Raw genomic sequence first — 19,398 nt, 5'->3', positions numbered from 1 at the left:
CAATTAAATGCTGAAAGGAAAAGCACTTAGTTGTAAAATCAGAGTCTTGCAATAAGGGGCTGGCCCCACTGCATCCAGGCGCGGGAGTATATCATCTTTGACCGCTGGCTGCTTATTCATCTGTCGATGAGGTAACCAGGCTGTAAAACCCTCTTTTTTCTGCACTGGCGCCCGCTTCTTAACGAAAGTTGCAGAGTATATTTTGCTAATCATTTCCAGTCGGATACCATGAGGGATTATCCGTAGATAAAATGATGATAAGTCAGGATCGATGATGCCGAAAAAAGCCGAACAGCCCGCCAGCTTTGAGAGCTCGCTGCAGCAGTTAGAGCAGATCGTCACCCGCCTTGAGAGCGGCAATCTGCCGCTGGAAGAGGCACTGAATGAGTTTGAACGCGGCGTACAGCTGGCCCGAGCCGGGCAGCAGACGCTGCAGCAGGCGGAACAGAGGGTGCAGATTTTACTGAGCGACGATAAAAACGCCGATCTGATGCCGTTTAACGCGGAAAACGAGTAATGAATTTCAACGTCCTGCTTGATGCGCACCACCAGCGCGTCAACGCTGCGCTAGAGCAGTTTATTATGGCCCTGCCGTTTCAGAGTTCTCCACTGGTTAACGCCATGGAGTACGGTGCATTATTGGGCGGTAAACGGCTGCGTCCTTTCCTGGTGTATGCCACCGGGCAGATGCTGCAGGCCGACGACGCGGCACTGGATGCTCCGGCAGCCGCCGTAGAGTGCATTCATGCCTATTCGCTGATTCATGACGACCTGCCAGCGATGGATGATGACAGCCTGCGGCGTGGCCAGCCCACCTGCCATATCCGCTTCGGCGAAGATACCGCAATCCTTGCCGGTGACGCCCTGCAAACGCTGGCCTTTTCAATCCTTGCCGACACGCCGATGCCCGGCGTTGACGCTAACACACGGGTAGCGATGTTATCGGAGCTGGCCAGGGCCAGCGGCGTAGCGGGGATGTGTGGCGGGCAGGCGCTCGATCTTGCTGCTGAGGGCAGGCAGGTCGATTTAGCCGCACTTGAGAAGATCCACCGCCACAAAACCGGCGCGCTGATTCGTTCAGCCGTACGTTTAGGCGCGCTGACCGCCGGAGAACGCGGACGCGCCGCGTTGCCGCAGCTTGATCGTTACGCCGCTGCGATCGGCCTGGCCTTCCAGGTGCAGGACGATATTCTGGACGTGATTGGTGACACTGCTGTACTGGGCAAACAGCAGGGGGCCGACCAGCAGCTGGGTAAAAGCACCTACCCGGCGCTGATGGGGCTGGAAAATGCGCGGGTAAAAGCCAGGGACCTGTACCTGGAATCACTCAGCGCACTGGATGAGTTGGCCGCACACTCTTACAACACTACGCCTCTGCGAGCGCTGGCCAGCTTCGTTATTGAGCGCGATAAATAACTTCCTAATGAGTCACTGATGAGTTTTGAACCTGCAAAATACCCGACCTTAGCCCTGGCAGGCTCGGTGCAAGAATTACGTTTGCTACCGAAAGAGAGCCTCCCTGCACTCTGCGATGAGCTGCGGCAGTATCTGCTCGACAGTGTCAGCCGCTCCAGCGGTCATTTTGCCTCGGGACTCGGCGTTGTTGAACTGACCGTTGCCCTGCACTACGTGTACAACACCCCGTTTGACCAGCTGGTGTGGGACGTGGGGCACCAGGCTTACCCACATAAAATTCTGACCGGCCGCCGCGATCGTATCGGCAGCATCCGGCAAAAAAATGGCCTGCACCCGTTCCCATGGCGCGATGAGAGCGAGTATGACGTGCTCAACGTCGGCCATTCTTCAACCTCGATCAGCGCCGGGCTGGGCATGGCCGTTGCCGCCGGGAAAGAGGGCAAAGGTCGCCGCACCGCCTGTATCATCGGCGACGGCGCGATCACCGCCGGCATGGCCTTCGAAGCAATGAACCACGCCGGAGATATCAAAGCGGACCTGCTGGTGGTGCTGAACGACAATGAGATGTCGATTTCTGAGAACGTTGGCGCGCTCAACAGCCGCCTGGCTCAGCTGCTGTCAGGTAAAACCTACGCCCGCCTGCGTGAAGGCGGCAAGAAAGTACTGACCGGGCTGCCACCGATAAAAGAGCTGGTCAAACGCACCGAAGAGCATCTGAAAGGGATGGTGGTACCGGGCACGCTGTTTGAAGAGCTGGGTTTTAACTATATCGGCCCGATTGATGGTCATGACGTGCTGGCGCTGGTGCAGACGCTGCGCAATATGCGCGACCTGAAAGGCCCGCAGTTCCTGCATATCATGACCAAAAAGGGTAAAGGCTACGCGCCGGCAGAGAAAGACCCTATCAGCTGGCATGCGGTACCGAAGTTTGACGTCGCCAGCGGGCAACTGCCGAAAAGCGTTGAGGGCCTGCCAAGCTATTCGCGTATCTTTGGCGACTGGCTGAGCGAAACGGCCGCGGATGATGCGAAGCTTATGGCGGTCACGCCGGCAATGCGTGAAGGTTCAGGCATGGTCAGCTTCTCCCGCGACTACCCGCAGCAGTACTTCGACGTGGCGATCGCCGAACAGCACGCGGTGACCTTTGCCGCCGGGCTGGCGATTGGCGGCTATAAGCCGGTAGTGGCGATCTACTCGACCTTCCTGCAGCGCGCTTACGATCAGGTGATCCACGACGTAGCAATCCAGAAGCTGCCGGTGCTGTTTGCCATCGACCGCGGCGGCATCGTCGGAGCGGACGGCCAGACGCATCAGGGTGCCTTCGATCTCGCCTTCCTGCGCTGCATCCCAAATATGGTAATTATGACCCCGAGCGATGAGAACGAGTGCCGTCAGATGCTCTATACCGGCTACCATTACGGTGAGGGTCCAAGCGCGGTGCGCTACCCGCGCGGTACCGGCACCGGTGCGCCGCTGCAACCTCTGGCCGCGCTGCCGTTGGGGAAAGGCGTGGTGAAACGCCAGGGCGAAGGGCTGGCAATCCTCAATTTTGGCACCCTGTTGCCAGAGGCTGCCGCCGCCGCGGAGGCGCTGAACGCCACGCTGGTGGATATGCGCTTTGTGAAGCCGCTGGATGCGTCGCTGGTGCTGGAGCTGGCCGCCACCCATGACAATCTGGTCACTCTGGAAGAAGGCGCGATCATGGGCGGGGCCGGCAGCGGCGTTAACGAACTGCTGATGGCGAAGCGTAAAGCGGTGCCGGTGCTGAACATTGGTCTGCCCGATGAGTTTATCCCGCAGGGCACTCAGGATGAGATCCGCGCGGATTACCAGCTGGACGCTACGGGTATCCGGCAGCAAATTGCCAACTGGCTGACGCTGTAGGATAACAGGCCGGTCAACCCTCAGGCACCCGTATTCAATCGGGTGCCTGACCTTTCAATTCTTCACCCTTTCTCTCGTCTGCCTGCATTATTTCACCGGATTTATGCGATATTAAAACCGCAATCTTTTATTAGACCATGCCATCTCTAATCTTAATTGGATAATTATCTATTTACTTAATACTCCAGAATTACTGATACTTCCCCTGTATTGACGTCAATTGTTGATATATACCTTAATTGAAAATAAAGAGTAAGGGAATGACATGAAAGAGTTAACTGTCGGTGAAGTTGAGCAGGTTAGCGGCGCAAGCCTGCAAAGTGTTTTTGATGGTGCTGTGACGGGTGCGGTCAGTTATGCTCTGGCTGGCGGAGTCGGAGGGGGCGCAAGCATTCTGAACCTCGGTATCGGTCAGGCCATTGGCGTGGCATTAGGGATAATCGTTGGCGGCGTGGGCGGTGGACTGTATGGCATTACGCACACCTCTGAGCAAACTGAAACTTTTTTCAAGGGCGTCATTGAAAGCATTTTCGGATAAACCATCCTCATAGTATTAAAGGAGTCATAAAGACTCCTTTTTTACTTTAATAACCAGAACACTGGATTTAATTACAGCAGCCAGTAGTTACCAATAACGTATATAATCGCAGCCGAAATAACGCCGGCAACAATATCGTCTACCATAATTCCCATACCGCCATGAACGTTGCGGTCAAACCAGCGGATCGGCCAGGGTTTCCAGATATCCAGCACGCGGAAAATGATAAAACCTGCCAGTATCCACTGCCAGCTGCTGACCGGAATGGCGATCAGCGTGATCCACATTCCGATAAACTCATCCCAGACGATGCTGCCGTGGTCGTGTACGCCCATATCTTTTGCCGTGCGGTGGCAGAGATAAACGCCAATACAGATCCCCAGCAGGATCGCCAGCGAGTAGAGGTCTCCCGGCAGGCGGTTGAGCAGAAACCAGAACGGGATCGCCGCAATGGAACCGGCGGTGCCCGGCATCCACGGGCTAAGTCCGCTGCCAAACCCGGTGGCCAGCAGATGCCACGGGTTGCTCATCTTCAGTCGGCTTTTCGCCACATCTTTTTCACGTGCCAAAGTGATCAAATCCTTTATGAGTGAAGGAGACCGGTTGGTTGTCCTCTAACAGGACCAGACCCTCCGACTGTGGGCCGATCTGGCCGATACACGTAAACGGCACGCCAAGATAGCCCAGCGCCACGTCCAGCGCGCCACGGTTAATTTCCGGTACGGTAAAGCACAGTTCGTAATCTTCACCGCCGCTCAGTGCCCACTGCAGCGCCTGCTGTCGATCAAAGTGCTGCTGCATCACCCCTGAGAGCGGCAGCGCATCAACATTCACCCGCGCCCCACAGCCGCTGGCGTCAAGGATATGGCCGAGATCGGCAAGCAGACCGTCAGAAATATCGATCGCCGAGCTGGCCAGATCGCGCAGCGCCTGGCCCTGCAGAATACGCGGCATTGGTCGCAGATGGCGCTTAATCAGCGCCTCATGGGCCACCGGGTCGTTGATTTTGACGTGGTGCTGCAGCAGTGCCAGGCCGGCCGCGCTGTCGCCGAGGGAGCCGGTAACGAAGATCCAGTCGCCGGGTTTCGCCCCACCCCGCTTCAGCGCGCGGCCGTGAGGGACCAGTCCATGAATACCCAGCGTCAGGCTCAATGGCCCGCGGGTGGTGTCACCGCCGATCAGCTGCATATCGTAATAATCCAGCAGCTCAAACAGGCTGTCGCTGAAGTCTTTCAGCCACGGCTCGCTGACCGACGGTAGCGTCAGCGCCAGCGTCAGCCAGGCCGGGTCAGCACCCATCGCCGCCAGATCGCTGAGGTTAACCGCCAGCGCTTTGTAGCCGAGATCGGCAGGATGAATATCACGCAGGAAGTGAACACCGGCCACCAGGGTGTCGGTGCTGATCGCCAGCGTCTGCTTTTCCGGCACGCTGAGCAGCGCGCAGTCGTCACCGATGCCTTTTTCCACATCGCGACGCGAGCTTGTTACGCGGTCAAAATAGCGCGCAATCAGTTCAAATTCGCCACAGGCCATAGTGCATTCCGGGATTTGATAAAGAAGAGGCCGGGTTAGCGGCCTCTGGAGGATTATTTGCGGTTAGGGCGGATCTGCGGAGCGGCTTTATCCAGCACGCCGTTGACAAACTTATGGCTGTCTTCAGCGCCAAACGTTTTGGCCAGCTCGATCCCTTCGTTAATCGCAACCTTGTAGGGAACGTCGGAACGCTTGCTCAGCTCAAACAGAGAGATGCGCAGAATCGCTTTCTCCACCTGGCCCAGCTCTTCCAGCTGGCGCGAGAGCCACGGTTTCATCAGGCCGTCGAGATAGGCACTGTTAGTGGCAACGCCGCCGACCAGCTCACGGAAATAAGCAATATCGACGTCTTTTACGTCCTGTTCCGCCAGAAACTGGTATTCGACATCAGCGATGTCGTTTTGGGAGATCTGCCACGAGTAGAGTGCCTGAACGGCACACTCACGGGCGCGGCGACGAGCAGCAGGTTTCACGAAATTCCCCTTAAAATCAGGCTTTGATGGCTTTCAATACGTTAATCATTTCCAGCGCGGTCAGAGCGGCTTCCGCCCCTTTGTTCCCCGCCTTGGTTCCGGCACGTTCAATGGCCTGCTCGATGTTTTCCGTCGTCAGCACGCCAAAAGTAACCGGGATATCGCTGTTCATTGCGACGCTGGCCAGACCGGAGCTGGCTTCGCCCGCCACGTACTCGAAGTGGGCGGTACCGCCACGGATCACCGTGCCCAGCGCCACGATCGCATCGTGTTTGCCAGCTTTCGCCAGCGTACGTGCGGTCAGTGGCAGTTCATAGGCGCCCGGCACCCATACCACGGTGATGTTCTCATCTTTCACCTGGCCGATCCGCTTCAGCGCATCGATGGCACCAGACAGCAGGCTGTCGTTGATGAAGTTGTTGAATCGCGCAATCACCAGGGCAATGCGCGCGTCAGGAGTCGCAACAGCAGCTTCGATAACGTTCATAATCTTCCTTTCAGGGTTCTGTTTGGCCCCGCAGGGGGGCGGATTCTATCATACTCTTTAGCGGTCTGCTTGTAATTGCGCAAACCTTGCGCCGCTCAGCCACGTGGCTCAGGCATAACGCGGCGTCAGCGTCAGGCGCAGGTCCGGCCCCACCTGGCGCACGTCACTGAAATCAAAGCCAGGGGCATCGGCCAGATGGGCCAGGCCCGGCAGCTGGCAGAGGCCTCGTCCGGCATCACCCAGCAGTTTCGGGGCGAGATAGACGATAAGTTCATCCACAACGCCAGCCTGCAGCAGCGCACCGGCAAACTGCGCGCCGGCCTCGACCCACAGGCTGTTAATCTGTTGTTTACCCAGCAGCATCATCATCACCACCAGGTCCAGCCGCTGATGATGCAGCGGCACGGTGAACTGGGTGACGTTATCCGGCCACGCCTGCGCGTCGCTCTGCGCGCGCGCCAGCCAGACGTCGCCGGATTGCGCAATAAGCCGGTGCTGCGGCGTGACGCGATTCTGGCTGTCGACGATAATCCGCAGCGGCTGGCGCAGCTGTTCCTGCGGATAGCAGGCACGGCTGGCGCTGTCCAGCTCGTCGTAGCGTACCGTCAGCGCCGGATCGTCCGCCAGCACGGTGGCGCTGGTGCTGAGAATGGCCGATGCCTGCGCGCGCAGGCGCTGCACGTCGCGCCGCGCCTCGGGCGAGGTGATCCACTGACTTTCGCCGCTGGCCATCGCGGTGCGGCCATCGAGCGACGCCCCCAGCTTCAGCTGCACAAACGGAAAACCGGTTCGCATGCGCTTCAGGAAGCCGCGGTTCAGCGCTTCGGCCTCTGCCATCATCAGCCCGTGGCTGACCTCAATTCCCGCCTGCTGCAGCCGGTACAGCCCGCGCCCGGCAACCTGCGGGTTTGGATCCTGCATCGCGGCCACCACCCGGCTGACGCCGGCAGCAATCAGCGCATCACAGCAAGGTGGCGTGCGCCCGTGGTGGCTGCAGGGCTCCAGCGTTACATAGGCAATGGCACCTCGCGCCTTCTCACCCGCCATTCTCAGCGCGTGGACCTCCGCATGAGGTTCCCCGGCGCGCAGATGATAGCCTTCGCCGACGATCTCGCCATTGCGCACGATCACACAACCGACGTTGGGGTTAGGCGTGGTGGTGAAACGTCCGCGGCGCGCCAGTTCCAGCGCCCGCGGCATGTAATGTTCATCTTGCATGCCGTTAATCCTGTAAGCGGGCGATCTCTTCGCCAAATTCGCGGATATCTTCAAAGCTGCGGTAGACCGAGGCGAAACGAATATAGGCGACCTTATCCAGTTTCTTCAGCTCATCCATCACCAGGCCGCCGATCTGCTTGCTGGCCACTTCCCGTTCCCCGGTGGCGCGCAGCTGGCTTTTAATATGGCTGAGCGCCGTCTCTACCGCATCGGAATTGACCGGCCGCTTCTCCAGCGCTTTCATCAGGCCGCTGCGCAGTTTGTCCTCGTTGAAGGGTTCACGCACGTCATTGCTCTTCACCACCCGCGGCATCACCAGCTCTGCCACCTCAAAGGTGGTAAAGCGCTCGTGGCAGACCAGGCACTGACGGCGGCGGCGTACCGACGTCCCTTCGCCAACCAGACGGGAGTCGATCACTTTAGTATCCACGGCGGAACAGAATGGGCAATACATGACGCGTCCTGAGATTGCTGGAAATTAAGCGTTAGTGTACCGCGATCGCGACGCTCTGCCAAAGCCGCGCCGCTAAAACCGTCACTGTTTATACACGGCGGCGCTGAAAAGAAGAGTTTAGCCGACAGGCGCTTAGCGTCGGTTTGCTCTAAGATAGAGGCAGACGTCTCCAGCACAAGGAAATGAACAATGACAACAGCTTATCTGCGGCTCTCGCTTCTCGCCTCGCTGCTGGCCCTGGCCGGTTGCGCCAGTAAGCCCGCACCGTCGCAGCTGCGCGAACTGCACCGTGAAGTGGGTAAACTCAGCCAGCAAATGCGCCAGCTGACCGATCAGGCCACCGCGCTGGAACAGCAGGGTCAGTTAAACGGCGGTTCTGCGCAAGGGGCGTGGCTGCTGCCGGCCGCCGCCACCGGCGTGATACTGAAGAGCCAGGCGGGTGAGCTGCAGCTGTCGCTGGGCCAGGTGGAAGCCGCGGCCAGCGGCAGTCGGGCGGTACTGCACATTCACAGCAAGGGTAATGCGCCGCTGCCGGCCTTCACCGCCAGCGTCGAGTGGGGTGAACTGGACGCTACCACCGGTAAACCTTTAACCGTGGACAGCCAGACGCAACAAATCGCGGTGCACGCCGCGCTGCTGCCGCGTAGCGAAGCCAGCATTCCCCTGCCGCTGAACAACCTGACGCCGCAGCAGCTCGGCTACGTTCGGGTGCATCAGGTGCTGCTGACCGATTCCGCACCGGGCGGCAACGCGCCCTGACCCTTACCCGGCGGCGCAGTGGGCTGCCGCATTAGTCACAAAAAAAGGGCCACTCGCTTGAGTGGCCCTTCTTCGTTACCGGGTTAGCATCACGGCAGGATTGAAGGCTGGTCTGCGCCCTCTTTCTCTACTTTCTGCTGGATCATATGTTCACGCTTCATGCCCAGCTTCAGCGCCAGGGCCGAAGAGACGTAAATCGATGAAATGGTACCGATGATGATACCGATCAGCATGGTCAGAGAGAAGCCCTGCAGCAGCGCGCCGCCGAACACGAACAGGATCAGCACCATCGCCAGGGTGGTACCCGAGGTGATGATGGTACGGCTCAGCGTCTGGGTCAGCGACACGTTGGTGATATCGTAAGAGGATCCGCGACGAATTTTACGGAAGTTCTCACGAATACGGTCTGACACCACGATCTTATCGTTCAGCGAGTAGCCGATCACCGACATCAGCGAGGCGACGATGGTCAGGTCAATCTCGATATGGAACAGCGAGAGCAGACCCATGGTGATGATCACGTCGTGCGCCAGCGCCAGCACCGTACCCAGCGCCAGGCGCCATTCGAAGCGGAAACCGATGTAAATCAGAATAGCGATCAGCGCCGAGAGCAGCGCCATGCCGCCCGCCGTTGCCAGGTCGCTACCCACGCTCGGGCCGACGAATTCGATACGCTTCACGGTGGCGTTCTGCTGGGTGGCCTCGTTGATGATGCCCACCACTTTCGTGCCCAGCCCGTCATTCGCATTACCCTCGTGCGGCGACATCCGCACCAGCACATCGCGGCTGCTGCCAAAGTTCTGCACCTGAGGTTCTGCGAAGCCCGCTTTCTCCAGGCTGCCACGCATCAGATCCAGATCGACGGCTTTCTCCAGGTTGATTTCAATCACCGTACCGCCGGTGAAATCCAGACCCCAGTTAAAGCCGCGCACGCCGATGATCGCCGCAGAGATGATAATCAACAGTGCGGAGATGGTGAACGCCAGCTTATCCCAGCGCATAAAGTCGATGACTTTACGCCCGTGATTCATTTGTTCAACACTATGTTCCTGTGCCACAACGCACTCCTCAGATAGACAACTTAGTAACGCGTTTGCCGCCGTACATCAGGTTCACGATGGCACGGGTACCGACAATGGCAGTAAACATCGAGGTGCCGATGCCGATAGCGGTAGTAATGGCAAAGCCTTTAATCGAGCCGGTGCCCACTGCGTACAGGATGATAACCTTGATCAGCGTGGTCACGTTGGCATCAACGATACTGGAAAACGCGCCTTTGTAACCCTCATGGATCGCCTGCTGCACGGAACGTCCGTTGCGCAGCTCTTCCTTGATACGTTCGTTGATCAGTACGTTAGCATCGACCGCGACCGCCAGCGTCAACACGATACCGGCAATACCCGGCATGGTTAGCGTGGCACCCGGCAGCAGCGACATGATACCGACGATCAGGATCAGGTTGGCGATCAGCGCACTGGTCGCTACCAGGCCCATTTTCTTATAGAACAGCACCATAAAGATGATTGAGGCAAGCAGGCCCCACAGGCAGGCTTCCAGACCCTGAGTGATATTCTGCGCACCCATGGTCGGGCCAATGGTACGCTCTTCAACAATCTGGATCGGCGCAATCAGCGCACCGGCACGCAGCAGCAGCGATAGCTGACGGGCTTCGTTCGGGTTGCCAATGCCGGTAATACGGAAGCTGTTACCCAGTCGCGACTGGATGTTAGCAACGTTAATCACCTCTTCCTGCTTCTCAAGGATCGCACGGCCGGTGGCGTCTTTCTTCCCGCTGTCTTTGTATTCAACAAACAGCGTGGCCATCGCTTTACCGACGTTATCTTTAGAGAAGTTGGACATGATATTACCGCCCGCGCTGTCCAGCGAGATATTCACCTGCGGCTGGCCGTATTCGTCGGTGCTGGAGGTTGAATCGGTAATATGGTCACCGGTCAGGATCACCCGCTTGTACAGCGCAATCGGCTGGCCATCACGGGTATCTTTCACTTCGGAATCGCCCGGCACGCGGCCGTTCGCCGCCGCAGTAGCGTCAACGTTGGTGTTCACCAGACGGAACTCGAGGGTGGCCGTCGCGCCCAGAATCTCTTTCGCGCGCGCGGTGTCCTGAATACCCGGCAGTTCAACCACAATGCGGTCAGCACCCTGGCGCTGAACTAAGGGTTCAGCCACGCCCAGCTGGTTGACACGGTTACGCAGGATGGTGATGTTCTGCTGAACCGCATATTCACGGGCTTCACGCAGGCGTTCATCGGTCATCACCGCCGTCAGCGCGTTGCTGCCGCTGCTGTTAATCACCATATCGCGATGCAGGCCGGTCAGATAAGTCACCGCATGGTTACGCGCGTCAGCGTCACGGAAACGAATTTCCAGACCCCAGTTATCGGTCTTGCGCACGTTAACGTAAGGAATGTTTTTATCGCGCAGCCCGCTGCGCAGGTTGTCGATGTTCTGCTCCTGGAGCTTGCCCAGAGCGGTATCCATATCGACTTCCATCAGGAAGTGCACGCCGCCACGCAGATCAAGGCCGAGTTTCATCGGTTCTGCGGACAGCAGGGTAAGCCAGGTTGGCGTCGCCGGAGCAAGGTTCAGCGCCACAACGTAGTTTTCACCGAGTGCTTTGGTAATCGCTTCACGGGCGCGCAGCTGCACGTCAGTGTTAGCAAAACGCGCCAGGATAGCACCGTTCTCCAGAGCGACAGATTTGCTCTGAATATTGTCTTCTTTTAATGCGTTCTGAATCTGACCCAGCGTTTGCTCACTGGCGGCGCTTCCGCGCGCGCCAGTGATCTGAACAGCCGGATCCTCACCATAAAGGTTGGGCAGCGCATACAGCAGGCCGACGAGTAATACGACGACCAGCATGATGTACTTCCACAAAGGATAACGGTTTAACACGGCAGTTCCCTTAGGGAAAACGGTAAAATTACAGCGCCTTCATCGAACCTTTCGGCAGAACGGCAGCTACGAAGTCACGTTTGACCACAACTTCAGTGGTCTCGTTCAGCGCGATAGCAACATAACCGGTTTCAGCAACTTTCGTTACACGGCCGACCAGGCCACCGGTGGTCAGCACTTCATCACCCTTGGAGATAGAGTCCATCAGTTTTTTGTGCTCTTTCGCACGCTTTTGCTGAGGGCGCAGGATCATGAAGTAGAAAATCAGACCAAATACGACCAGCATAATCACCAGAGAATACGGACTTCCCTGAGATGGAGCTGCAGCAGCCACGGCATCAGAAATGAACAAGCTCATTAAATTTCCCTCATTGTTTAATTATCAGACGTTAATGGCGGAACCGCCTTGCCCGTCCGTTGGTAGAATTCGGTAACAAAGTGCTCTAATTTACCCTCTTCAATGGCCTGACGTAAACCCGCCATTAAACGCTGGTAATAACGCAGATTGTGGATGGTGTTAAGACGCGCACCCAGAATTTCGTTACAGCGGTCAAGATGGTAAAGATAAGCACGGCTGTAATTGCGACAAGTGTAACAGTCACACTCGGCATCCAGCGGGGACGTGTCGTCTTTGTGTTTGGCGTTGCGGATTTTAACCACGCCATCGGTCACAAACAGGTGACCGTTACGCGCGTTGCGGGTTGGCATCACACAGTCAAACATATCGATACCGCGACGCACGCCTTCAACCAGATCTTCCGGCTTGCCCACGCCCATCAGGTAACGCGGCTTGTCCTGCGGCAGCTGCGGGCAGACATGCTCAAGGATCCGGTGCATATCGTCCTTCGGCTCACCCACTGCCAGGCCGCCAACAGCGTACCCATCAAAGCCGATGTCCACCAGCCCTTTCACCGAGACATCTCGTAAATCTTCGTAAACACTACCCTGAATAATGCCAAATAAGGCGTTTTTATTCCCCAGCGAGTCGTGACGGTCGCGGCTGCGCTGCGCCCAGCGTAACGACATCTCCATCGAGCGCTTGGCATAATCCCAGTCGGCCGGGTACGGGGTACATTCGTCAAAGATCATCACGATGTCAGAGCCGAGATCGAACTGGATCTCCATCGATTTTTCCGGGTCGAGGAAGATCGCATCACCGTTGATCGGATTGCGGAAGTGCACGCCCTTTTCGGTAATTTTACGAATATCGCCGAGGCTGAACACCTGGAAGCCGCCGGAATCGGTGAGGATTGGCCCTTTCCACTGCATAAAATCGTGCAGATCGCCGTGCAACTTCATGATCTCCTGGCCCGGGCGCAGCCACAGGTGGAAGGTGTTGCCGAGGATGATCTGTGCGCCGGTCTCCTGCACTTCTTCCGGGGTCATACCTTTGACGGTGCCGTAGGTGCCCACCGGCATAAAGGCCGGGGTTTCAACCACGCCACGGTCAAAGACCAGGCGGCCACGGCGCGCGCGGCCGTCGGTAGTGTCTAGTTCAAACTTCATGTTGCCTCCATCAGAGAAACAATCTGATGATTAAGTTAACCGGCGCGAATCGGGGTTCACACCGGTGGAATCAGAACCGGGCCAGCGCCCGGCTCTCAGGAAATGGGCTGACCGGGGATTTCGCTAAACGCCCGCTCGTTGCGGGTGATAAACATCGCGTCACCGTAGCTGAAGAAACGGTACTGTTCGGCGACTGCCTGCCGATAGGCGTGCATGGTGTTACGGTAACCGGCAAACGCGGAAACCAGCATAATCAGCGTTGACTCAGGCAGGTGGAAGTTAGTCACCAGCACGTCAATCACCTGATAGTGATAGCCCGGGTAGATAAAGATTTTGGTGTCGCCGAAGAACGGCGCAATCAGCGCATCGCCCGCCGCCTGCGCCGCGCTCTCCAGCGAACGTACCGAGGTGGTGCCGACGGCGATCACCCGGTTGCCGCGCGCTTTACAGGCCAGCACGGCGTCAACCACGTCCTGAGGAACCTCGGCATATTCGGCGTGCATGATATGGTCTTCAATGCTGTCCACCCGCACCGGCTGGAAGGTACCCGCGCCGACGTGCAGAGTAACAAAGGCGCTCTCCACGCCCTTTTCGCGCAGTGCAGCCAGCAGCGGCTCATCGAAATGCAGGCCGGCCGTCGGCGCGGCGACCGCACCCGGCTTCTGACTGTAAACGGTCTGATAGAGTTCGCGGTCGGCGTCTTCATCCGGGCGGTCGATATACGGCGGCAGCGGCATATGGCCGATGGCATTAAGGATATCCAGCACCGGGCGATTATCGTTAAATTCGATTTCAAACAGCGCGTCGTGGCGGGCGGTCATGGTGGCCTGCACGCTTTCATCTTCTCCCAGCAGCAGTTCGCTGCCCGGCTTCGGCGCTTTAGAGGAGCGCACGTGCGCCAGCACGCGCTTATCATCCAGCATGCGCTCGACCAGCACTTCAATTTTTCCGCCGCTGGCCTTGCGGCCAAAAATACGCGCCGGGATCACCCGCGTGTTGTTAAACACCAGCAGGTCGCCGGGATTGAGCTTGTCCAGAAGGTCCGTAAATACACCGTGCTGCAGCGCGCCATCTTCACCGTTCAGCGACAGTAAACGGCAGCCGCTGCGCTGCGCCTGTGGGTAGTGGGCAATCAGGGATTCAGGTAACTCAAAAGCAAAATCGGCAACGCGCATGGTCAGTCACAGTCAGGGAAATCAGGGCGCATATTCTAGCTGAAATCCGACTGAAAACCCAAAGAAATGGGATATAGTAAGCGGATGAACTATTTAGCCCACCTTCATCTGGCATCGCTGGCCAACAGCTCGCTGCTCGGCAATATCATGGCTGACTATGTGCGCGGCAATCCTTATACGCAGTGGTCGACCGATGTTGCCGACGGTATCGCCCTGCACCGCCGCATCGACGCGCTGACCGATTCGCTGCCGGAGGTGCGCGAGGCGCGGGGGTGGTTCCGCGCCGAAACCCGCCGCGTCTCACCGATTACCCTTGACGTGGTGTGGGACCATTTCCTGTCACATCACTGGGATAAGCTGGTACCTGAGGTGGCGTTGCCCGATTTCCTCGCCGACGCGCAGCGCACTATCACGCCCGATCTGGCCAATACTCCCGAGCGTTTTCAGCAGCTTAACCATTACCTGTGGCAGGATCGCTGGATGGAGCGCTACGCTGACGCCGGGTATTTGCAAAAGGTGCTGCAGGGTATGGCCAGCCGTCGACCGCGGCTGGCGGCGCTGGCGGAGAGCTATCAGGATTTCGCCGAGCATTATCATCAGCTTGAGGCGCTTTTCTGGCAGCTCTACCCACGAATGATGCGCCAGGCCGCCGACGGCACGCTGTGAGAAGAAGCGCAGCTTTGGCGCTTGCCCTTTTTCTTAAAAAGGTTATTTTATAAAACTGCTTTTTAATAACTCGCCTTTTGATAGGCACAGCCTATACGATCAATCGGCGGATTACGCTGGTTCCCGGCAGGATGTTACCCGTATACTTCACGCGTCTTGTCACATTTACTATCCACTAACCTTTTACAGGAGTGAACATGGTCCTGGTAACTCGCCCAGCCCCTGATTTTACTGCCGCTGCCGTACTGGGCAACGGTGAAATCGTTGAAAACTTCAACTTTAAAAAACACACCGCTGGTAAAGCCACCGTTGTGTTCTTTTGGCCAATGGACTTCACCTTCGTCTGCCCTTCTGAGCTGATCGCGTTCGACAAGCGTTATGCTGAATTCCAGAAGCGTGGCGTGGAAGTGGTTGGCGTCTCATTCGACTCCGAATTCGTACACAACGCGTGGCGTAAAACCCCGGTTGATAAAGGCGGCATCGGCGAAGTGCAGTATGCGATGGTGGCCGACATCAAACGCGAAATCCAGAAAGCTTACGGTATCGAACATCCGGATGCAGGCGTTGCGCTGCGCGGTTCGTTCCTGATCGACAAAGCCGGTGTGGTTCGCCACCAGGTGGTTAACGATCTGCCGCTGGGCCGTAACGTTGACGAAATGCTGCGTATGGTTGACGCGCTGCAGTTCCACGAAGAGCACGGCGAAGTGTGCCCGGCTCAGTGGGAAAAAGGCAAAGAAGGTATGGGCGCATCGCCGGAAGGCGTGGCTAAATACCTGTCTGAGAACGCCGCTAAGCTGTAATCTCAACGCGTTAAAAAAACCGCTACGGCGGTTTTTTTTTGCCTGATTGTCCGCGGTGCCTTTTGTCGTTCCTCTTTTTCGCCTGTCCGTTTGCCGGTGCCCTTAACGTGCTGATCCGGTCATCTGCCTGCGTATTACGTGCCTGCCTGCTGACCTGTACACGCCATTCTCGTTCGCGTTCATTGCACAATTTGTGGTCATGCTCACGGAAAGTTATTCACTGATTCATCATCATTCGCATACCCCTGCTGGTCAGGGATTTTTTGGAGCACTAATTGCACACGTGTGCAAACAGGCGCTCCCCTTTGCCCGACAGGCGGCAGTTAAACCCGGTTTACGCCTGTGCATCGCTGGCAGGAGCATCCTGCCTTCATCTGCAAGGAAAAAACATATGATAACCCGACACAAATTCTGGCCGCGCCTGATGATAATCGCGGCAACCGGCCTCGCCAGCCACGCTGCTCTGGCGGGTGACTACGTGCTGGAAAAAGTGGTGGAGATCAGCCGCCACGGCGTGCGTCCGCCAACGCCTGACAACACCAAAGCGATGGAGGCCGGCAGCGATCGCCGCTGGCCGGGGTGGCTTACCGCCGATGGCGAGTTGACCGGCCACGGCTATGCGGCAGCGGCGCTGAAGGGGCAGTATGAAGCGGCGGGCTGGCGACAGGCCGGATTGCTGACAGCGGGCTGCCCGCAGCCCGGTACGCTGTTTGTCTGGGCCAGCCCGATGCAGCGCACCCGCGCCACCGCGAAAGCGCTGACCGACGGGGCCTTCCCCGGCTGCGGGGTGGCGGTGCACAGCGTGGCGGGCGACAGCGATCCGCTGTTTCAGATCGATAAGATGGGCCTGGCACCGCTGGACAGCGCCAAAGCGCTGGCCGGCATCAACGCAGCAATGGGCGGCAGCGTCGAACAGGCACAACAGCGCGCCACCGCAGATATCGCCCGCATGAAGGCGGCGGTCTGCCTGCCCGGCACTCCCTGCCCGGTGTTTGACCAGCCCTGGTCCATTAAACAGGGCAAGGATGGTCGCTTTGACGTTAAAGGACTCTCTACCTTGTCAAATATGGCAGAGACCTTCCGCCTGGCCTGGAGTGAAAATATTCCGGCTGAACAGGTGGCATTTGGCCATGTACACTCAGCTGATGAGGTTGCCCGCCTGATGCCGTTGCTGACTGCCAAATATGACTACACCAGCGATGTCCCCTATATCGCCCGGCGTAACGGCTCGGTGCTGATGGATCAGATCGCCAAAGCGCTGGCGCAGGGCGTTACCCCACAGCAGGATGCCCCGCCGGATGTACACTGGCTGCTCTATGTGGCACACGACACCAACATCTCCTGGCTGCGCACCATGCTCGGTTTCAGCTGGCAGCTGGCCAACTATCCGCGCGGTAATATCCCGCCAGCCGGCAGTCTGGTCTTCGAACGCTGGCGCGACGGCAAGAGCGGCCAGCGCTTTATCCGCCTCTACTTCCAGGCGCAAACCCTCGACCAGATCCGCAACCTCATCCCGCTTAACGGTCCGCAGGCGCTGGTCCGGAAAGAGTTTACAGCGCAGGACTGCCGGGTGACCGATGTCGGCGTGTTGTGTCCTTATCAGAGCATGCAGAAGATGATTAACCGCAGCATTGACCGCAGCGCACTGACAACGGTCAGCTACCGGTCGGAATAATCCCCTGTTGGTTCAGCAGCCACTGCGCAAATGCCTTAAGCGGTTCACTGCTGAGTTCAATGGCCTGCGGCAGGATCAGACTGAACGTTTTAGCGACTGAGCTTGCCGCAGGCCAGGGGGCGACCAGCGTCCCCGCAGCCAGCTCGTTTTCCACGTACAGCCGCGGCACCAGCGCCACACCCAGCCCGGCCAGCGCGGCTTCGATCAGCATGGCGTGCAGATCGAAGCGGGCTCCGATGGCGGGATGGCTCAGCGGGATGCCGGTCTCCCGCGCGTAGTGTTGCCAGGCATCAGGATTCTGTCGCCGGTGCAGGCGTGGTAGTCGATCAAGCTCCTGACTTTCGCTGCCAGCCACCAGCAGTTGCGGGTGGCAGACCGGAATCAGCACCTCATGGATCAGCGGGCAGCTGACCATTCCCGTCCAGGCCGGATGCGCAAAATGAATGGCTGCGTCAAATCCGCTCTCGGCCAGCACAAAGGGGGCCATGCGTTCAGCAAGATGCACAGTAATTTGCGGATACGCCTGCCGAAAGTCTGGCAGACGCGGAATCAGCCACTTCATCGCAAACGTCGGGGTCACGGCGATCTCCAGGCTGGCGCTGTCACCGGGCTGTCCCATCAGGTACCGGCTGTCACGCTCCAGACGGTCCAACAGTTCGCGCACCTGCGCGGCGTAGCGTTCACTTCCGGGTAGCAGCCGCACGCGATTGCCGGTTCTGTCAAACAGCGCTACCCCGAGAAATTTTTCCAGCCGGGAAATCTGCCGGCTGATCGCGCCTTCCGTAAGAGAAAGCTCGCTGGCGGCACGCGCAAAGCTGCCGTGTCGCGCCGCCGCTTCGAAGGCAATAAGCGAGCTGTTGCTGGGAACTTTTCTGCGCATAAAGGGCTGACCTGTCACACCTTGATTTTTTGTCATGAATGCCTGTCAAAATATCGCTTACCGGGCTGATTTCAAAGCGTTAACCTTACAGAACATCACGCTACCTACCCGTCGCGCCATCTCTTCTAATCAGGAACCTCCCAATGACCTTAATGACACCACCCGGCATGCAGAGTGGCGACTATTCCGTTGTTGCCATCAGCGACGGCTACCTTTCCGCCAGTCTGGATCTGCTTTCGGGTATCACTTGCCAGGATGCAGCAGCCTTGCAGCAGCAAGCCGGCATCAGCGATCCCTCTGCCGTGCATATCAACTGCTATCTTTTGCGCGGCCGTGGCCGCACGGTGCTGATAGATGCCGGTGCAGGAGGGATTAATCAGTGGGGGGGCAATCTCCAGGTTAATCTTGCACGTGCTGGCGTACAACCCGCGGAGATTGACACTATTTTGCTCACCCACGCCCATCCTGACCATATCGGTGGGCTTTTGAATGCCTCAGGTGAAGCGGCGTTTCCCGGCGCTGAACTGGTGATACAGCAACGTGAGGTCACTTTCTGGCAGGATGACGCCAACCTGAGCCGGGCCAGCCAGCGGGCGCGCGGCAACTTCCTTTTCGCGCGTAAGGTGTTCGACCGCTATCGTCAGCGAACGCGCACCTTTAACGCTAATGAGGTTCTCCCCGGCATTAGCGGCATCCCCCTGCCGGGACATACTGCCGGGCATTCCGGCTATCGTATTGAGTCGGGTAATGAAAGTCTGTTGGTCTGGGGGGATATCGTCCACTTTCCTTCCGTTCAGATCGCGCATCCGGCGGTCTCAATCGCGTTTGATCTGGATCCACAGCTCGCCGCTGAAACTCGCCTGAAACTGTTAGACCAGGCCTGTTCCGAACAGCTGCTAATTGCCGGGATGCATCTTGATGAGCGCGGATTCACCCGCATTGAGCGCAGGGGCAACCGCTGGAGAATGTCATCATAAAAAAACGGCGCGAACCGGTTTCACCCGCTTCGCGCCGCATT

The 19,398-nt window shown here is 58.0% G+C and carries 21 protein-coding genes; 9 read left to right on the top strand and 12 right to left on the bottom strand.

Annotated elements, in window-relative coordinates; translation table 11 throughout:
• Positions 1–274 precede the first annotated feature (274 nt).
• The 4 genes from xseB (at position 275) to ASF13_RS06855 (ending at position 3,838) form a co-directional block, all read left to right on the top strand.
• Positions 275–517: an exodeoxyribonuclease VII small subunit gene (gene xseB, locus ASF13_RS06870; RefSeq protein ID WP_056233962.1), complete on the top strand. Its 243-nt coding sequence runs from the start codon at positions 275–277 to the stop codon at positions 515–517.
• Positions 517–1,416, top strand: a complete 900-nt coding sequence (gene ispA, locus ASF13_RS06865) for a (2E,6E)-farnesyl diphosphate synthase (RefSeq protein WP_056233960.1) — start codon at positions 517–519, stop codon at positions 1,414–1,416. Before xseB ends, ispA begins: the two co-directional genes overlap by 1 nt.
• An 18-nt stretch (positions 1,417–1,434) precedes the next feature.
• The gene (dxs, locus tag ASF13_RS06860; protein WP_056233957.1) at positions 1,435–3,300 is read left to right on the top strand and encodes a 1-deoxy-D-xylulose-5-phosphate synthase; all 1,866 of its coding nucleotides are present in this window, start codon (positions 1,435–1,437) and stop codon (positions 3,298–3,300) included.
• Positions 3,301–3,565: 265 nt separating this feature from the next.
• A complete protein-coding gene (locus tag ASF13_RS06855) occupies positions 3,566–3,838 on the top strand; it encodes a hypothetical protein (protein WP_056233954.1) in 273 nt (90 codons plus the stop codon).
• 71 nt (positions 3,839–3,909) lie between these two features.
• Here the strand turns inward: ASF13_RS06855 and pgpA are convergent, their stop codons facing one another.
• The 6 genes from pgpA to nrdR form a co-directional block, all read right to left on the bottom strand.
• Positions 3,910–4,416, bottom strand: coding sequence for a phosphatidylglycerophosphatase A (gene pgpA, locus ASF13_RS06850; RefSeq protein WP_369814365.1), 507 nt, complete (start codon positions 4,414–4,416; stop codon positions 3,910–3,912).
• Positions 4,397–5,371, bottom strand: a complete 975-nt coding sequence (thiL, locus tag ASF13_RS06845; protein WP_056233952.1) for a thiamine-phosphate kinase — start codon at positions 5,369–5,371, stop codon at positions 4,397–4,399. The genes pgpA and thiL overlap by 20 nt, the downstream gene beginning before the upstream one ends.
• Before the next feature lie 53 nt (positions 5,372–5,424).
• Complete coding sequence (gene nusB / locus ASF13_RS06840; protein ID WP_056233950.1) at positions 5,425–5,844, bottom strand: transcription antitermination factor NusB; 420 nt, start codon at positions 5,842–5,844, stop codon at positions 5,425–5,427.
• A 16-nt stretch (positions 5,845–5,860) separates the two neighbouring features.
• On the bottom strand, positions 5,861–6,331 hold the full coding sequence (gene ribE, locus ASF13_RS06835; protein WP_056233947.1) for a 6,7-dimethyl-8-ribityllumazine synthase: 471 nt from the start codon (positions 6,329–6,331) through the stop codon (positions 5,861–5,863).
• A gap of 108 nt (positions 6,332–6,439) precedes the next feature.
• On the bottom strand, positions 6,440–7,549 hold the full coding sequence (gene ribD / locus ASF13_RS06830) for a bifunctional diaminohydroxyphosphoribosylaminopyrimidine deaminase/5-amino-6-(5-phosphoribosylamino)uracil reductase RibD (RefSeq protein ID WP_056233944.1): 1,110 nt from the start codon (positions 7,547–7,549) through the stop codon (positions 6,440–6,442).
• Positions 7,550–7,553: 4 nt separating this feature from the next.
• Positions 7,554–8,003 carry a transcriptional regulator NrdR gene (gene nrdR / locus ASF13_RS06825; RefSeq protein ID WP_056233942.1) on the bottom strand — a complete coding sequence of 150 codons (450 nt, stop codon included), beginning with the start codon at positions 8,001–8,003 and terminating at the stop codon, positions 7,554–7,556.
• A gap of 189 nt (positions 8,004–8,192) precedes the next feature.
• Here nrdR and ASF13_RS06820 point away from each other — a divergent pair, with 189 nt between their 5' ends.
• Positions 8,193–8,762: a DUF3251 domain-containing protein gene (locus tag ASF13_RS06820; RefSeq protein ID WP_056233939.1), complete on the top strand. Its 570-nt coding sequence runs from the start codon at positions 8,193–8,195 to the stop codon at positions 8,760–8,762.
• Between the two features lie 89 nt (positions 8,763–8,851).
• Here ASF13_RS06820 and secF read toward each other — a convergent pair whose 3' ends face one another.
• The 5 genes from secF to queA all read right to left on the bottom strand — a co-directional run bounded on the left by secF (position 8,852) and on the right by queA (position 14,359).
• Positions 8,852–9,820, bottom strand: a complete 969-nt coding sequence (gene secF / locus ASF13_RS06815) for a protein translocase subunit SecF (protein WP_056233937.1) — start codon at positions 9,818–9,820, stop codon at positions 8,852–8,854.
• 10 nt (positions 9,821–9,830) lie between these two features.
• Positions 9,831–11,678 (bottom strand): protein translocase subunit SecD, encoded by a 1,848-nt coding sequence (secD, locus tag ASF13_RS06810; protein ID WP_072166316.1) that lies wholly within the window; start codon positions 11,676–11,678, stop codon positions 9,831–9,833.
• Positions 11,679–11,706: 28 nt separating this feature from the next.
• Complete coding sequence (yajC, locus tag ASF13_RS06805) at positions 11,707–12,036, bottom strand: preprotein translocase subunit YajC (protein WP_056233931.1); 330 nt, start codon at positions 12,034–12,036, stop codon at positions 11,707–11,709.
• Positions 12,037–12,053: 17 nt separating this feature from the next.
• Complete coding sequence (tgt, locus tag ASF13_RS06800; protein ID WP_056233929.1) at positions 12,054–13,184, bottom strand: tRNA guanosine(34) transglycosylase Tgt; 1,131 nt, start codon at positions 13,182–13,184, stop codon at positions 12,054–12,056.
• Between the two features lie 95 nt (positions 13,185–13,279).
• Positions 13,280–14,359, bottom strand: coding sequence for a tRNA preQ1(34) S-adenosylmethionine ribosyltransferase-isomerase QueA (queA, locus tag ASF13_RS06795; protein WP_056233927.1), 1,080 nt, complete (start codon positions 14,357–14,359; stop codon positions 13,280–13,282).
• Positions 14,360–14,443: 84 nt separating this feature from the next.
• Here queA and ASF13_RS06790 point away from each other — a divergent pair, with 84 nt between their 5' ends.
• From ASF13_RS06790 to ASF13_RS06780, 3 genes are all read left to right on the top strand, one after another.
• Complete coding sequence (locus ASF13_RS06790) at positions 14,444–15,025, top strand: ACP phosphodiesterase (RefSeq protein ID WP_056233924.1); 582 nt, start codon at positions 14,444–14,446, stop codon at positions 15,023–15,025.
• 197 nt (positions 15,026–15,222) lie between these two features.
• Complete coding sequence (locus ASF13_RS06785; protein ID WP_056233921.1) at positions 15,223–15,825, top strand: peroxiredoxin C; 603 nt, start codon at positions 15,223–15,225, stop codon at positions 15,823–15,825.
• A gap of 391 nt (positions 15,826–16,216) precedes the next feature.
• Complete coding sequence (locus ASF13_RS06780; protein WP_056233919.1) at positions 16,217–17,500, top strand: histidine-type phosphatase; 1,284 nt, start codon at positions 16,217–16,219, stop codon at positions 17,498–17,500.
• Here ASF13_RS06780 and ASF13_RS06775 read toward each other — a convergent pair.
• Complete coding sequence (locus ASF13_RS06775) at positions 17,481–18,380, bottom strand: LysR substrate-binding domain-containing protein (RefSeq protein ID WP_056233917.1); 900 nt, start codon at positions 18,378–18,380, stop codon at positions 17,481–17,483. The genes ASF13_RS06780 and ASF13_RS06775 overlap by 20 nt on opposite strands.
• A 143-nt stretch (positions 18,381–18,523) precedes the next feature.
• Between ASF13_RS06775 and ASF13_RS06770 the strand changes: the two genes are divergently transcribed.
• Positions 18,524–19,357 carry an MBL fold metallo-hydrolase gene (locus tag ASF13_RS06770; RefSeq protein WP_056233915.1) on the top strand — a complete coding sequence of 278 codons (834 nt, stop codon included), beginning with the start codon at positions 18,524–18,526 and terminating at the stop codon, positions 19,355–19,357.
• The last annotated feature ends 41 nt before the right edge of the window (positions 19,358–19,398 follow it).

It is taken from the genome of Erwinia sp. Leaf53, assembly GCF_001422605.1.
Lineage (GTDB): Bacteria > Pseudomonadota > Gammaproteobacteria > Enterobacterales > Enterobacteriaceae > Erwinia.
The sequence above is the reverse complement of the archived record's forward strand: the minus strand, read 5'-3'. Positions and strand labels throughout refer to the sequence as shown.

Coding starts and splice junctions, on each gene's coding strand:
- xseB (WP_056233962.1), top strand. CDS start 275: ATGCCGAAAAAAGCCGAACAGCCCGCCAGCTTTGAGAGCTCGCTGCAG.
- ispA (WP_056233960.1), top strand. CDS start 517: ATGAATTTCAACGTCCTGCTTGATGCGCACCACCAGCGCGTCAACGCT.
- dxs (WP_056233957.1), top strand. CDS start 1,435: ATGAGTTTTGAACCTGCAAAATACCCGACCTTAGCCCTGGCAGGCTCG.
- ASF13_RS06855 (WP_056233954.1), top strand. CDS start 3,566: ATGAAAGAGTTAACTGTCGGTGAAGTTGAGCAGGTTAGCGGCGCAAGC.
- thiL (WP_056233952.1), bottom strand. CDS start 5,371: ATGGCCTGTGGCGAATTTGAACTGATTGCGCGCTATTTTGACCGCGTA.
- ribE (WP_056233947.1), bottom strand. CDS start 6,331: ATGAACGTTATCGAAGCTGCTGTTGCGACTCCTGACGCGCGCATTGCC.
- ribD (WP_056233944.1), bottom strand. CDS start 7,549: ATGCAAGATGAACATTACATGCCGCGGGCGCTGGAACTGGCGCGCCGC.
- nrdR (WP_056233942.1), bottom strand. CDS start 8,003: ATGTATTGCCCATTCTGTTCCGCCGTGGATACTAAAGTGATCGACTCC.
- ASF13_RS06820 (WP_056233939.1), top strand. CDS start 8,193: ATGACAACAGCTTATCTGCGGCTCTCGCTTCTCGCCTCGCTGCTGGCC.
- yajC (WP_056233931.1), bottom strand. CDS start 12,036: ATGAGCTTGTTCATTTCTGATGCCGTGGCTGCTGCAGCTCCATCTCAG.
- tgt (WP_056233929.1), bottom strand. CDS start 13,184: ATGAAGTTTGAACTAGACACTACCGACGGCCGCGCGCGCCGTGGCCGC.
- queA (WP_056233927.1), bottom strand. CDS start 14,359: ATGCGCGTTGCCGATTTTGCTTTTGAGTTACCTGAATCCCTGATTGCC.
- ASF13_RS06790 (WP_056233924.1), top strand. CDS start 14,444: ATGAACTATTTAGCCCACCTTCATCTGGCATCGCTGGCCAACAGCTCG.
- ASF13_RS06785 (WP_056233921.1), top strand. CDS start 15,223: ATGGTCCTGGTAACTCGCCCAGCCCCTGATTTTACTGCCGCTGCCGTA.
- ASF13_RS06780 (WP_056233919.1), top strand. CDS start 16,217: ATGATAACCCGACACAAATTCTGGCCGCGCCTGATGATAATCGCGGCA.
- ASF13_RS06775 (WP_056233917.1), bottom strand. CDS start 18,380: ATGCGCAGAAAAGTTCCCAGCAACAGCTCGCTTATTGCCTTCGAAGCG.
- ASF13_RS06770 (WP_056233915.1), top strand. CDS start 18,524: ATGACCTTAATGACACCACCCGGCATGCAGAGTGGCGACTATTCCGTT.